Genomic DNA, 13,681 nt, shown 5'->3' with positions numbered 1-13,681 from the left:
ACTCCGTAATAGAAAGCCGAAATTAATCGTAAACGACTATGGTAACCCAAGCGTTAATAGTATTTCGCCAGCATTATTTTTGGCATCGCTAATTTTTTCCTGGAATTTGTTTTGCTCTTTACCGACCGTTAACCCTAACGGATCGATAACGACGGCAGTGTCTTCCCTTTCTAATGAGCGCGAAATGCCCTTCGCAAAGTCAAAGATTGTCCTTGCACTCGGCATGGCTGCCGTGAGCGCCGCGCTCACCGGCTGCAACACCTATCAACCGGCGCCCAAGGCCTTCAACGAGGCCACGATCCAGCCCTATACGCTTGATAGCGGCGACCGGTTGCGCGTCACAGTGTTCGACCAAGCCGGCCTCACCAACACCTATACTGTCGATCAGGCCGGCTATATTGCCTTCCCGCTGATCGGTCAGGTCGCTGCCCGCGGCCGGACCCTGCAGCAGCTTTCCGGCCAGATCGCACAGAAGCTTCGCCAGGGATATATTCGCGATCCAGACGTCACCATCGACATCGACCGCTATCGCTCGGTCTATATTATGGGCGAAGTCGGCCAGCCGGGCCAATATTCCTATGTACCGGGCATGACCATCCAGAACGCCATCGCGGTTGCGGGCGGCTTCACCAGCCGAGCCAATCAATCCAATGCGGATGTCACGCGCAAGATCAACGGTCATGTCATGACGGGCCGGGTCGGCATCTCCGATCCGGTGCTGGCAGGTGACACCATCTATGTCAGAGAGCGGTTATTCTAACCGCGCCCGCTCATGGTCAGACCGCTTCGAATCCTTCATTGCTTCAGATCGCCGGTCGGCGGCGTCTTTCGCCATGTCCGGGATCTGGCGGAGGAGCAGAGCAAAGCGGGCCACGAGGTCGGCATCCTTTGCGACAGTCTGACGGGCGGCGAGCATGAGGATCGTCTGTTCGACGATATCGCGCCGTTCCTGGCTCTCGGCGTCGTCCGCCTGCCGATCCGCCGGCAAATTACTCTGTCGGATGCTGCTACGCTCTGGAGCAGCTACAAGGAAATCAGGAGCTTGCGGCCGGATGTGCTGCACGGGCATGGCGCCAAAGGCGGCCTGCTTGCGCGCGTTCTCGGCTCGATCCTGCGGGTCAACAGGTATCGCGTAGCCCGCCTCTACACAGCGCATGGCGGAAGCCTGCATTTCTCACGTCGCTCGTTCCAGGGCATACTGGTGCATAGCCTGGAACGGATGCTGGAATTTTTGACCGACGGGCTGATCTTCATCTGCGATTTCGAACGCCGCACCTATGAAAGAAAGATCGGCAAGCCGCGCACCCGCTCGGTGATGATCTATAACGGCATCAGCGAAAGAGATTTTCGCACCATACCGACACGATCGGACTCCGTGCATTTCGTCTACATCGGCATGCTGCGGGACCTCAAAGGTCCCGATCTGTTTGTAGACGCCTTTGCGAAAACGGAGCGGCGGATCGGCAGGCCGCTTTCGGCACTGATGATCGGCGATGGGCCAGACAGAGACAAATATCACCGGATGATGGTCGAACGGGGTCTCGGTCACCGTATCGGCATGCTGCCGGCGATGCGCGTACAAGAGGCCTTCACGGTATCGCAGAATATCGTCGTTCCCTCGCGCGCAGAAGCCATGCCCTATATTGTTCTGGAAGCGCTTGCCGCCGGAAAGACCGTCATCGCCTCGCGCGTCGGCGGCGTTGCGGAAGCACTTGGCGAAAACAGCCCCGCACTCGCCAAGCCGGAAGATGCCGATGACCTCTCGCGCATCATGGCCGAAGCGATCACCGAGCCGCAATGGGGCGCTCGCAACATGCCCGATATCGGGACGATACGATCGAATTTTTCCGCCTCGGCTATGGCTCGGGATACTTTGCACCTGTATCAAAATATACTTGGCCTGGACAGCGACGGTTAGAATACAGGCAAGCGTTGTAAGTGTTTCTTAGCTGATATCTGATAGGCCTTGTCGGGTAACGACCGGATAAGCTGCCATGAACACTTCGGAAAAGTCCGAGCAATTCAACTTGGACAATCTTCGCAAGCAGGTTTCGGAAATCCGCACCCGCGGTGAGAGCGAGACTAACAGCGACCGCCCAGACGGCATGAATGCCTATGCGCGGCAGATCGCCGAACAGCTTCGCGAAACCAACCAGTCTCCGGCAATCATCGTCGGGCAATACCGGCTGTTCGAATTTCTGTCGTTGCTTGCATTCGGGCTTGCGATCCTCCTCTTCGGGACGTCGGACAACCATCCCTTCCTGTCAAAGGCCGTGGTGACGATCGCCCTTTGCGGTCTTGCCATCGTCTTCCTGCAGATTGCGGATGCCTATCAGATACCGGTCCTGCGCTCGCCGCATCATTTCCTGCACCGGATTCTCGGGTCTTGGGCGGCCGCCTTCGCGGTCATGGTCATCGCCCTCCTCCCCTTCGACATCAACAATATCTACTCCCTCTCGCTTCTCGGCCTTTGGCTCGCGGCAGGCGCGGGTTTTCTCCTCATCGCCCGCCTGCTTTTCGCCTATGGCATCCGCCACTGGGCACGCAACGGCGTCATGGAAAGACGCGCCGTCATCGTCGGCGGCGGTGAGCCGGCAAAGGAGCTCATCCGCGCGCTCGAGCATCAATCCGACAACGATATCCGCATCTGCGGCATCTTCGACGATCGCGGCGAAAAGCGCTCTCCGATCATGGTGGCCGGCTATCCGAAGCTCGGCACGGTATCGGAACTGGTCGAATTCGCCCGGCTCGTGCGCATAGATATGCTGATCATCGCGCTGCCGATCAGCGCCGAAGATCGCATTCTGCAACTGCTAAAGATGCTATGGGTGCTGCCCGTCGACATTCGTCTCGCGGCGCATGCCAACAAGCTGCGCTTTCGCCCCCGCGCCTATTCGCATGTCGGCGCCGTGCCGATGCTCGATATCTTCAACAAGCCGATCCGCGATTGGGACGGCGTTGCCAAGCGCATCTTCGACATCTTCTTCAGTCTGGTCGCACTTGCTTTGCTCTGGCCGATCATGCTCGGCGCGGCAATTGCCGTGAAGGCAACCTCGAGAGGGCCGGTCTTCTTCATGCAGAAGCGCCATGGCTTCAACAACGAGATCATCAACGTCTTCAAGTTCCGCTCGATGTATACGCATATGAGCGATCCGTCGGCGCGCAATGCCGTGACCAAGAACGACCCGCGCGTGACCCCCGTCGGACGCTTCATCCGCAAGACGTCGATCGACGAGTTGCCGCAGCTCTTCAACGTGCTGCTCGGCAGCCTCTCGCTCGTCGGCCCGCGACCGCATGCCGTGCTTGCCGCCAGCCACAACCGCACTTATGCCGATGTCGTCGAAGGCTATTTCGCGCGCCATCGCGTGAAGCCGGGCGTGACCGGCTGGGCGCAGATCAACGGCTGGCGCGGCGAAATCGACAGCGACGACAAGATCAAATTCCGTACGGCCTACGATCTCTACTACATCGAGAACTGGTCGCTGCTCTTCGATCTGAAGATCCTGTTCCTGACACCGTTCCGCCTGCTCAATACGGAAAACGCCTATTGAGCGCGATCGACCTGCCATCACCCCGCGTCGCTCAGCCGCAGCTTGCCGCATTGCGGTTGATCGGCACGGCGAGCGTTGCCATCGGGGTGTTCCTGTCGGGTTTCGTCATCGCGGAACCGGCGCCTTATGAGCTGTGGCTCGCCTTTCTGATCGGCACCTGGTTCATTCTCGGGCTGAAAATCTCGCGTAGCGTTGCGCCGCTGCTGGCACTATTCCTGCTGTTCAACATTGGCGGCATGCTGTCGATCACGCAGATGCATGACCTCGCCGCCAGCGACCATCTCGCCGGCCCGATCTATATCGCCGTTTCCACCTTCCTGGCGCTGAGCTCCGTCTTCTATGCTGCCATTACCGAAGACAATGAAAGACGGCTGAAGCTGATTTTCAACACATGGGTGGTGGCGGCGCTGATTACCGCCAGCCTCGGCATCCTTGGCTATTTCCATGCCGTGCCGGGCTTCGACATCTTCACCCGCTACGACCGCGCCATGGGAGCATTCCAGGACCCGAACGTCTTCGGTCCCTATTTGGTGGCGCCGAGCCTCTACCTCATGCACGGCCTTCTGATCGGCGACCTGAAGAAGGCGCCGATCAAGGGCATCTGCCTGTTCGTACTGGCCTTCGGCATCTTCCTGTCCTTCTCGCGCGCGGCCTGGGCCTTGTTTGCCTTCGCCTCGGCGATGCTGATCTTCTGCATGTTGCTGAAGCACCGCAGCAATACGTTTCGGCTGCGCATCCTGGTGATGTCCCTGGCGGCGATCATCCTCATGGTCGTCCTCCTCGTCGTCGCGCTGCAATTCCCGCAGGTCAGCGACCTCTTCTCGACCCGCCTCCAGCTCGTACAAAGCTACGATGGCGGGCATCTAGGCCGCTTCGAGCGTCACAGCATCGGCTTCCAGATGTCCATGGAGCGGCCGTTCGGCATAGGGCCGCTGGTCTTCGGCCAGATCTTTCGCGAGGACGAGCACAATACCTGGCTGAAGACACTGACCACCTATGGCTGGATCGGCTTCGTAACGTGGGTCAGCATGATCTGCTGGACCATCTATATCGGCTTCCGCAACCTGCTGCGGGAACGGCCGTGGCAACCTTTCGTGATGATCGCCTGGATCGTCATTCTCGGCCATGTCGGCATCGGCAATGTCATCGACACCGACCATTGGCGCCATTTCTACATGCTGATCGGCATCGTCTGGGGCTGCGGCGCCCTGGAGCAAAAATATCAGCGTGACTTAAACAAAAAGGAAGCTGCGCCGTGAACATTCGCACCAACGTCAAACGCCTGTCGTTGCTGCAGGTTCTCGAGCCGAGCGGCGGCGGCTCCGGGCGACATTTCCTCGATCTGTGCCGGGCCATGCAGCATCGCGGCCATTCCGTGACGGCCATCTATTCGCCGGTACGCGCTGAGCCTGCCTTCGTCGCCGAGCTGGGAAATATCGGCCTGGACAATGTTATCCCGCTCGCCATGCGGCGCGCGCCCGGCCCCTGGGACCTGACGGCATGGTGGCATCTCCGCAAGATTGCGGCCATTCACGGTCCGTTTGATCTCATCCATGGCCATAGCTCCAAGGCCGGCGCGCTCACGCGCTTGCGGCTGCCAGGACAGCATGTTCCGGTTCTTTACACACCGCATGCCTTCCGCACCATGGACCCGACGCTGGGTGTGAAAGGTCGCCTGATCTATGGCGGCATCGAGCGCCTTCTCGGGACCTGGCTGACGGATCGTCTGGTCTGTGTTTCACAGGACGAATATAATCACGCCCTGTCGCTCGGCATTCCGGAAAAACGCTTGCGCGTCGTCGTCAACGGCGTCAACGCGCCTCCCCTCAGCCAGAGGGCAGCGATCCGCAGGCGATACGGCATTCCTCAGGATGCCCTGCTCTTCGGCTTCGTCGGCCGAATGACGCGACAGAAGGCACCCGAGCGTCTGGTCGAGGCTTTTGCGCAGATAGCGGCTCAATTGCCGCAAGCCCATCTGCTGATGATCGGGATCGGCGAGCTGGCCGGCTCCACAAGAGAGATGATCGAGGCGGCCGGGCTCCAAGATCGCGCCCGCATCGATGGCAGCGTGCCGGGTGTGACGGCCATCGACGCCTTCGATGTCGTCGTCATGCCAAGCCGCTACGAGGCGATGTCCTACGTGATGCTCGAGGCCGCGGCCGCGGGCAAGCCGCTGCTGCTCGCGGATGTCGGTGGCGCTCGCACGGTGCTAGAGCACGGCAAGAACGGTTACATCGTGCCAAACAGCGATCATCCAGAAGCATTGGCAACCGCAATGACGCGCCTTGCCGATCCAACGCTGCTTGCAAGTTTTACCGCTGAAGCACGCCGCCGCAAGGATGGTTACACACTCACAGGCATGGCCGATGCGACCGAGAAGATCTATCACGACCTGCTCGGCTACCCCACCCCAGCCCCACTGGGATTGGCAGCGAATTCCGGTATGGACAATACGGTCGAGGATCGGGAGAAAAGCGCGGCTGCCCTTTAAATCTGCACGCGATTTTCATTCGAAATCGGTTCCGCTTTTCGAGCCGATGCGATAGACTTAACTTATGATTACTTCAGCACAATTGCGCGGCGCGCGCGCCATGCTCGGACTGACGGTGGAAACGCTCGCCAGCGAGAGCAAACTCCCGGTTTCGACAATCGAAGCACTGGAAACAGGTGACGGTTCAGCGGACATGAGGGCACTTGCGACGGTTCGTTCCGTCCTCGAAAACCACGGCGTACTTTTCCTCGCCGGTGGCAGCGACGGCGTGGGCGGCCCCGGCATTCGCTTCAAACAATGGTCTGAAAATGACGGCATTCGGCCGGAAAACCTGAATGCCACCAATGACGATTGATGGCTAGAGCAGGTCGCGATCTCCAAGGACCGCTCCCTGCATTTCAGACCGTCGGGCCGTTAACAAGCCGCTATCGCAAAATCGCCAGGCAGCATTGGCCGGCCTATCTCAGGCCGCAAGATTCCAGTTTTTGACAAGCTCTTCAGGCGCCGAAAGGGCAGCTGGCAGGATGTAGCGTTCCGTGTTGTTTGCCGGCTCCCAGCCTTCAACAATGGGGCCAACCGGCAGACCGTGCCCGAAATCGTTCAGCGTCACCAGCTCCAGAATCATATGACCATAGTCGTCGCGCCATTCGCGCCGCTCGCCGCCTTCGAAAAGACGCAGCCGGCCCTTGGTGCGCGGGCGCTCACGGGCAGCCAGCCATTGCGCGACGGATGCCTCCGCATTGGCAAAGGACACGACATCATCGGCATCGCCATGCCAGATGGAGACGACCGGATAGCGAGCAGCTTCGGGGGAAACTTCGCGAACGAGCTCGCCCCATTTTTCAGCCGGGCGGCTTGAGCCGCGCTTCATGACGTCAAGCGCCGACATCGCGTCACGGGCAGCGCCGAAAGGCAGGCCGCCGATGATGGCGCCTGCGGCAAACACTTCCGGATAGGTTGCGAGCAATGCGGCTGCCACAGCGCCACCGGCCGAGAGGCCCATGACAAAAATCCTGCTATCGTCGATCGCATGCAGGCGGCGGCTGAAATCGATCATTTCTCTGATAGAGCCGAGTTCACCGCGGTCGCGCGTGACCAGGCTCGGGCGAAACCAGTTGAAACAGAGATTCGGGTTGTTCGAAGCCTTTTGCTCCGCATAAAGCACGGCAAATCCATGCTGGCGGGCAAGCGCCGTCCAGCCGCTGGCGCGATCGAAATCCTCGGCATTCTGATGACAGCCATGCAGGACGACGACGAGCGGCATAGGCCCCTTTACGCCCGGCGGCACATATTCGAGCATGCGCAGATTGCCGGGATTGCGGCCGAACCACAAAACTTCCGTCAGCCGCTGCGGCGACGGACGCGTGGAAACGCGACGGCGCGACGGCTGAGACAGCGGCTGCGTCATCGGAAACTTGAGCTGCGGCAGCTCGACGGAATCGACAAGCAAGCGGCGAAGCCGGCTCGGAACTTTAAAATTCATTATGGACCTTTCTATCCACGTCAGCCGCGGTCGGTTTTTCTTCCGCTGCAGGCTGGCGCGCACTGTTCCTTTCCAGAATCAGTGACATCGAGAAATCGAATCTCTTTGTGCAACGCAGCAGATATAGGGAGGCCGGTCCGCTTCGAACAGGCACAAAGCATCATTGCAGCTATGTGAAATCAGCTTAAATCGATTAGATTTTCGGCCATAAAAAAACGCAGATGCGTCAGAAATAAGCCCGTGCAAGCGCGAGCAGCTTCGCATCGTCCTTCACGCCCTGGCGATAAAGCTGAATAATCAGCGCGCCCAGACGTTCGGCCTCAAGGCTGCGAGGGTTCATGCCACGATCCTTGCAGACGATGTCCAGAACCTTCTCAAGGCGATCCAGATCATCGGAAAACAGCGGCAGGTCTCGTGGATGGATAGGTGTGTCCAGCATTTGCGCGTCTCATTGTCCGTCGGGCAGAAGCACGCAGTACTTCGCCGGCACCCGTTTTATTCCCGACGACAGAGCTGGACTATGCGCCTTGCATACGGGGTTGGCAAGGAAGCATTTCAGCGTGATACATTTCTGATTCGCAAATTTTACGGAAATTTCGATCGAAGGTACAATTTTAAGTTAGTGCATCACCAAGCCTTTATCCGCATCTGCGATAAGCGGAAAAACGGAGGCACAATGATGACCAGACTTCTGATCCGGACTGCTCTTAGCCTGGCGCTTGCCGGCTTGGCCCTGCCGGCTGCCGCACAGAATTTTTCTAACCTCCCGCTGCGCAATCCTCGCCAGCCGCCCGAAGGATATATTTCTGTGCAATCGGGAATATCAATCTCCTATCCCGTGGCGGACGGCGACAGCGAGGAGCAGCAGGAGAAGGCCTTGAAATCCTTCTACAAGATTGCCGCAAGCAGCTGCACCACCCTGCTCGACACGATCGCCGATGCCTGCGAGATCAGTGCTCTGTCCAGCAATACCTCGGTCAACAATCTCGACAATCGCGGTACGAGACTTTCCATCAATGGACAGGTGACGATGTCGGTGAAACTGAAGCCGCCGACAACGGCGGCGAAGTAGCCCTGCCCCATCGCAGTTCATGATCTCCGCCAAAGCCAACGGATCGGTAAGAAATCGCGGCGATAATCCCCCTCGCAATTGAGGGACGATACCATGGCGAAAGCGAAACGACGCACGCGGCGCAAGCCGCAGTCCAAGGCGGGCAATTCGATGTGGCTATGGGGTGTTGTCGGCCTGGCGACAGTAGCCGGCATATACGCCTATCAACATCGCAAGGATATGCCGTCAATGCTGGCTCATGCCGGTGCAGTCGCCGGCATGCCGCATATGGCCCGGGAGACGCCAGTGCCGGCGGCAAAACCGCAGATAAAGACGGCGGCGGTCACTTCGGAGCCGCGCACGACATCCACCCTGCCGGTGCCGCCCGTGGCCATTCCCGTGGCGATGCCGATCAACAAGATACCGGTTGAACGACCCATACCCAGCTTGCGGGCACAGTCCGGCGGTCGTTTCGTGCTGTGCGGCGCCGGCTCGGGCACGAATTGCGTCGTCGATGGCAATACCTTCTGGCAGGATGGCATCCGCATTCAGTTGGCCGATATCGATGTGCCGGATGCCGGTACCGCGCGCTGCCCGAGCGAGAGACAGAGAGGCGTGGCCGCGAAACTGCGCTTGCAGGCCATTCTCAACGATGGAAGCTTCGTGCTTTCCGGCAGCAGCCGTCGCGACGACCCGAATGGCGGCAAGCTGCGAATTGCCATGCGCGCGGGGCGCTCGCTCGGCGACCAAATGGTGTCAGAAGGCCTGGCACGCCGCTGGACCGGCCAGGCGACATCCTGGTGTAGCTGATTTTCAGAAATTCGATTGGGAGTTCAAGGAGATAAATGGTCGGGGCGACTGGACTCGAACCAGCGACCCCTTGACCCCCAGTCAAGTGCGCTACCGGGCTGCGCTACGCCCCGACCTGCCGAAACGGCTTGTTTCGTTTAGAGTTTAGCGTTTCCCGACGCAAGCGAAAAGTGTTGGCTTGCTCAGAAAAAGTTGCCGTTCAGCGGCACACCTGTCTCGGTCCGTGGCTCGGCTGATAGGTGTTATCGGAGGCGCGGTACGAGCGGTAGCGGCTTGCACAATCACGCGCATGGCCACTGTAATAACTCTGCGAGCCCTGTCTGTTGAACAGAGTGCCGGTCACGAAAGATTTGAAGAGCACGCCACTGTCCGAATCGTCGTCGTAGTAACTATCATTGCCATGCAGCCGATGGCCGCTGCCCCAACGATTATGGTGGTGATGCCAATGGCCGTGATCGCGAACCTGAATGATGTCCGACTGTTCGGTTGCAGGCACGGTCAAGGTCGGCATCGTGATGGCATTCGCCGGCATGGCGACACCGGCCGCCAGCAAAAGACCAAAGCCTGCGGCAGTTATCGATCTCGCAATCGTAAACATATGCGACTCCTTCGAAATCCGGCGGCGCCATCAAGTAAATCCGCACAACAACCTTGCTGCCGAGCACGCCGTCATTATCTGTATATAGAGATTTGGAGCCACACTCATAGATGCCCTTCCGTCTTTATTGTGCGACGGATTTCGCAAGACGGAAAGTGGGCGGAAAGCCAAAGCAATGAAGCCCTATATAATGACTCTCCTGTTGTGCGCACCGCTGCTTTCTGCGTGTAACACGACCGAATCGATACAGCCCATCCCGGGCAGCATCACCTATGGCGGCCAGCCGCAAATGAAACTGACGAAATCGCCTCCCGGATCGCAATTCCAGCACCACTTCACAAACCAATGGGGCCAGGAAGTCGAGGAGACCTACATCGTCCAGCCAGACCGAAGCCTGAAACTCGTCAACCGCCAGGAAATGAGCCCGCCAGACTAACTGCTCGTTACGCTTGAAAACAAAACTCCGCCAGCACAAGCCGACGGAGCATGATGTAATCAAGATGGAAGCCACGCTTACCAGCAGCGATAGCAGCGGCGATAATAGGGACGGCCGTAATAGCCGCGATGATGATGATTATCGCTGACAGCGGCGCCGACGAGAACGCCGCCGATAATACCGGCCGCAGCCAGAGCAGCGGCCTGGTTTTCCGCCTGTTGCGCCTGGGCACGATTGGACTGATAAGTCGCGCCGACGCAGCGATTGTAACGCTGCGTTCCCGGGCGGAACCCTTGCGACTGGCAGGTCATTTCTGCGTTCATCGCAGATTCCTGCGGCGTCTGACAGCTCGATAGAATGGTTGATATAGCGACAAGGCTCGCCGCCATTGTGGCACGTATGCGCATATTCCCTCCGGCAATTTAGGATACAACCCCGGGAAAGCGAAATACAGCCAAAGGTAAGCTTTAGCAAGCCAACCTTATCAAGCCCCGCGCGAAAATCCGTCAAACCGTGGCAAAACTGCACGCAAGGATGGCATCGTGCTTAACAGGCGGATAGCAGGTTAGCGCAAAATGAAAAGGCCCCGCTCAATGACAGGGCCTTCATATCCGATTTGTATGCCCGCAGCCCGTCGAGACTGCGGGCGTATTTTCGATCAGAAGTTCCGTTCGAAACGAAGGATGCCGGCGACCGTATCATCCTTGATGTAGTCGTAATGCACATAGGTGAGTTCCGGCTCGACCAGGAAATCCTTGACCGGATAGATCTTGAGGTTTGTGGTCGCTTCGAACATCTTCGAGTCTGTGTAGGCAAGCTGCAGATTCCACTTCAGCTTGTCGTTGACCGGAACGCCGACACCGCCCCAGAGCGCCCAGTCACCCCAGCCGCACTTGGCCGCGTTGGTGCCGCTCGAGGTCGTGCAGGCTGAGATATCCTGGTTGGTGCCGGCATATTTGTTCAGCTTGTCGCCATCGGTATTCCAGCCACCCATCAGAAAGGCTTCCACGCCGCCAAATTTGGCATCGAGACGAGCCTTGATGGCACCTTCCTCAACGATGGAGTCATAACCGCCGACGACCTTGATGCCCCAGTTCTCGGTCGTGTAGCCAAGACCGGCAACGACATCGGGAGCGTAGTGGTTGGATTTGTCGTCCGTCCACCAGCTGGCACCGTAGGAAGCCTCGCCGTCGGAAGTGGAGTTTGAATCTTCAAGCGAGATCACAGCCGAAAAACCGTTGCCGGTATCATACTTGTAGGTCAGCTGGTTCAATTCGTACGGACCGTCATAGATGACGTCGTCGTTGACGACATCACCCGCATAGCCCACGTAAAGATTGTACTGAGAGTCGAGTTTGCCAACTGTGAAGCCGCCGAGGCTGATGTTGGCGAACAGCAACTTGGCGGAGGTTGCGCCCCCATCATTCCACTCCCAGCGGAAGATGGTGTTGGTCTTCAACGGACCATATTCAGTGTCGGTCGCCGTATCGACATTAAGCTCCACACGCTCATGCCAGAGCGTGCCAACCTTGCTGCGCGGATTATAGGCGTCATACCACTCGCCCTCCGTGCGAACCTTTCCACCGATCTTCAGGCAGGTTTCGGTACCGGGAATATAGAAATAGCCTGTGCCGTATCCATCGCAGATACGGACATATTCAAGCGGCTCGGGTTCGGCGGCTACAATAGCGTCGGCGGCATGGGCGGCGCTCGCTGCAACAATTGCAGCGGCGGAGCCAAGAAGAAGGCTCTTGATGTTCATGGTGTCTCCATTCGACTATACGTCAGAGATGGAGTCTCCCGGCAGACAACAACGTGCCCCTCCATAGCCTGACTGTTCCCCTCAAACAGGGCGAAGCAATAAGCTTCGCCGTCAAACTGAACCCGTGACCTTGCCACAGCAAGTTAATAAGGCTGCCGAACTAATTTTTACAACGCAGAAGGGTGGCGGACGTGACAAAAATGTCACGCACCTGTCGCAATGACAACCGAACGGGCCAAACATACCCAATATAGACTCCGGACCGGAGAATCCGCTCCAAGGTTGTATGGATTGCGAAATACAATGCGCGTCAGCACGCAATCCCCAACGCGTGCGGCCCCAATGCGTACGGGCTGCCTTATCGCACCTGATCGAGGAGGCGCTTGCATTCCAGGAGATCGTAAAGCGTCTCCTGAAGCAAAGCCCGATCCTCCTTGCCGACGCTCGATTTGCCGATTGAGACATCAGGCACACCGTCATCACCGCTGACGAAATTGAAGAAGCGGCGACTGATCGGCGCTTTGGCGCGGCCGACGATTTGATCTTCGTCGGAATTGGCAGAGGCGACACGGGGCTCGACGGTCGCGGGCTCCTGCGCAGCGGCAAGCGCTTCCACACTGGCCAGATCGCCATGCCCGACCGCAATGACGAACTTGTTGCCGTTGGTCTTCAGGAGCTTCTGCACACCCTTGATCGTATAGCCATGATCGTAGAGCAGATGGCGGATACCGTTCAGCAGGTCGACATCTTCAGGGCGATAATAGCGCCTGCCACCACCCCGCTTCATCGGCTTTATCTGCGGAAACCGGGTCTCCCAGAACCGTAGGACATGCTGCGGCAGATCAAGGTCTTCCGCGACTTCGCTGATCGTGCGAAATGCATCCGGGCTCTTGTCCATCATCATACTCCCGCACTGCGCCCGCGGCGCCGTTTAGCCGGATCACGCAAAAGCGGATATCGGCATTCGTATCGCACCATGATACGACTCACCATATTTCAACGGTTTGGCGGCGGAAATTCAAGTCACATCTTCAGCCGCTGCACAGGCTGGCGACAAATCAGCACGGAAGACGTCCCAAACCGACCGCACGACAAAGCGTACAGCCGAGCAAAAACAGAAATCACAAGGATGAATCAGGAGGCAGGATTTACCGGCTTGGCCTTCGCCTTGCGGCTCGCATGCGCTTTCAGAATGCGGGTCTTGAGGACGTTCGACGCCTTGAAGGTCATGACACGCCGCGGGGAGATCGGCACTTCCTCGCCGGTCTTCGGGTTGCGGCCAATGCGCTCATTCTTGTCACGCACCTGGAATGTCGCAAACGAGGAGAGCTTTACCGTTTCTCCACGCACGATGGCGTTGCAAATTTCATCGATCACAGTCTCGACGAGCTCTGCCGACTCCGTTCTGGAGAGACCAACTTTCCGGAATACCGACTCCGCCAGGTCTGCGCGCGTCACTGTCTTGCCCGTCATAGCTCCCCGCCCATATTGCTGCGTAA

General features: G+C 58.4%; 16 protein-coding genes and 1 tRNA gene. 9 read left to right on the top strand and 8 right to left on the bottom strand.

Annotated elements, in window-relative coordinates:
• The first annotated feature begins 184 nt into the window (after window positions 1–184).
• From GA0061100_RS08225 to GA0061100_RS08200, 6 genes are all read left to right on the top strand, one after another.
• Window positions 185–760 carry a polysaccharide biosynthesis/export family protein gene (locus GA0061100_RS08225; protein WP_069616269.1) on the top strand — a complete coding sequence of 192 codons (576 nt, stop codon included), beginning with the start codon at window positions 185–187 and terminating at the stop codon, window positions 758–760.
• A gap of 12 nt (window positions 761–772) precedes the next feature.
• A complete protein-coding gene (locus GA0061100_RS08220) occupies window positions 773–1,918 on the top strand; it encodes a glycosyltransferase family 4 protein (protein WP_075852246.1) in 1,146 nt (381 codons plus the stop codon).
• Between the two features lie 76 nt (window positions 1,919–1,994).
• A complete protein-coding gene (locus GA0061100_RS08215) occupies window positions 1,995–3,551 on the top strand; it encodes an undecaprenyl-phosphate glucose phosphotransferase (RefSeq protein WP_075852245.1) in 1,557 nt (518 codons plus the stop codon).
• The gene (locus GA0061100_RS08210; protein ID WP_075852244.1) at window positions 3,548–4,810 is read left to right on the top strand and encodes an O-antigen ligase family protein; all 1,263 of its coding nucleotides are present in this window, start codon (window positions 3,548–3,550) and stop codon (window positions 4,808–4,810) included. The genes GA0061100_RS08215 and GA0061100_RS08210 overlap by 4 nt, the downstream gene beginning before the upstream one ends.
• Complete coding sequence (locus tag GA0061100_RS08205) at window positions 4,807–6,042, top strand: glycosyltransferase family 4 protein (RefSeq protein WP_075852243.1); 1,236 nt, start codon at window positions 4,807–4,809, stop codon at window positions 6,040–6,042. The genes GA0061100_RS08210 and GA0061100_RS08205 overlap by 4 nt, the downstream gene beginning before the upstream one ends.
• Before the next feature lie 64 nt (window positions 6,043–6,106).
• On the top strand, window positions 6,107–6,397 hold the full coding sequence (locus GA0061100_RS08200) for a helix-turn-helix domain-containing protein (protein WP_075852242.1): 291 nt from the start codon (window positions 6,107–6,109) through the stop codon (window positions 6,395–6,397).
• Between the two features lie 108 nt (window positions 6,398–6,505).
• On the opposite strand, the gene GA0061100_RS08195 is transcribed toward GA0061100_RS08200, so the two are convergent.
• Window positions 6,506–7,525, bottom strand: coding sequence for an extracellular catalytic domain type 1 short-chain-length polyhydroxyalkanoate depolymerase (locus GA0061100_RS08195; RefSeq protein WP_075852241.1), 1,020 nt, complete (start codon window positions 7,523–7,525; stop codon window positions 6,506–6,508).
• 226 nt (window positions 7,526–7,751) lie between these two features.
• Complete coding sequence (locus GA0061100_RS08190) at window positions 7,752–7,964, bottom strand: hypothetical protein (RefSeq protein ID WP_075852240.1); 213 nt, start codon at window positions 7,962–7,964, stop codon at window positions 7,752–7,754.
• Between the two features lie 237 nt (window positions 7,965–8,201).
• On the opposite strand from GA0061100_RS08190, the gene GA0061100_RS08185 reads away from it, so the two are divergent.
• Together GA0061100_RS08185 and GA0061100_RS08180 are read left to right on the top strand one after the other, a co-directional pair.
• Window positions 8,202–8,597 (top strand): hypothetical protein, encoded by a 396-nt coding sequence (locus tag GA0061100_RS08185; protein WP_075852239.1) that lies wholly within the window; start codon window positions 8,202–8,204, stop codon window positions 8,595–8,597.
• A 93-nt stretch (window positions 8,598–8,690) separates the two neighbouring features.
• Window positions 8,691–9,386 carry a thermonuclease family protein gene (locus GA0061100_RS08180; protein WP_075852238.1) on the top strand — a complete coding sequence of 232 codons (696 nt, stop codon included), beginning with the start codon at window positions 8,691–8,693 and terminating at the stop codon, window positions 9,384–9,386.
• A 36-nt stretch (window positions 9,387–9,422) separates the two neighbouring features.
• Here the strand turns inward: GA0061100_RS08180 and GA0061100_RS08175 are convergent.
• Window positions 9,423–9,499, bottom strand: a tRNA-Pro gene (locus GA0061100_RS08175).
• 86 nt (window positions 9,500–9,585) lie between these two features.
• Window positions 9,586–9,984, bottom strand: coding sequence for a BA14K family protein (locus GA0061100_RS08170; protein WP_075852237.1), 399 nt, complete (start codon window positions 9,982–9,984; stop codon window positions 9,586–9,588).
• Window positions 9,985–10,159: 175 nt separating this feature from the next.
• Between GA0061100_RS08170 and GA0061100_RS08165 the strand changes: the two genes are divergently transcribed.
• Complete coding sequence (locus GA0061100_RS08165; RefSeq protein WP_075852236.1) at window positions 10,160–10,420, top strand: hypothetical protein; 261 nt, start codon at window positions 10,160–10,162, stop codon at window positions 10,418–10,420.
• 77 nt (window positions 10,421–10,497) lie between these two features.
• Here the strand turns inward: GA0061100_RS08165 and GA0061100_RS08160 are convergent, their stop codons facing one another.
• From GA0061100_RS08160 to GA0061100_RS08145, 4 genes are all read right to left on the bottom strand, one after another.
• Window positions 10,498–10,743, bottom strand: coding sequence for a hypothetical protein (locus tag GA0061100_RS08160; RefSeq protein WP_244557786.1), 246 nt, complete (start codon window positions 10,741–10,743; stop codon window positions 10,498–10,500).
• Between the two features lie 335 nt (window positions 10,744–11,078).
• Window positions 11,079–12,182 (bottom strand): porin, encoded by a 1,104-nt coding sequence (locus GA0061100_RS08155; RefSeq protein ID WP_075852235.1) that lies wholly within the window; start codon window positions 12,180–12,182, stop codon window positions 11,079–11,081.
• 358 nt (window positions 12,183–12,540) lie between these two features.
• Window positions 12,541–13,086: a MerR family transcriptional regulator gene (locus tag GA0061100_RS08150; protein ID WP_075852234.1), complete on the bottom strand. Its 546-nt coding sequence runs from the start codon at window positions 13,084–13,086 to the stop codon at window positions 12,541–12,543.
• A 230-nt stretch (window positions 13,087–13,316) separates the two neighbouring features.
• Window positions 13,317–13,655: an integration host factor subunit alpha gene (locus tag GA0061100_RS08145; protein WP_069616254.1), complete on the bottom strand. Its 339-nt coding sequence runs from the start codon at window positions 13,653–13,655 to the stop codon at window positions 13,317–13,319.
• Window positions 13,656–13,681: the final 26 nt, after the last annotated feature.

The organism is Martinezella hainanensis (genome assembly GCF_900094555.1).
GTDB lineage: Bacteria > Pseudomonadota > Alphaproteobacteria > Rhizobiales > Rhizobiaceae > Rhizobium > Rhizobium hainanense.
The sequence above is the reverse complement of the archived record's forward strand: the minus strand, read 5'-3'. Positions and strand labels throughout refer to the sequence as shown.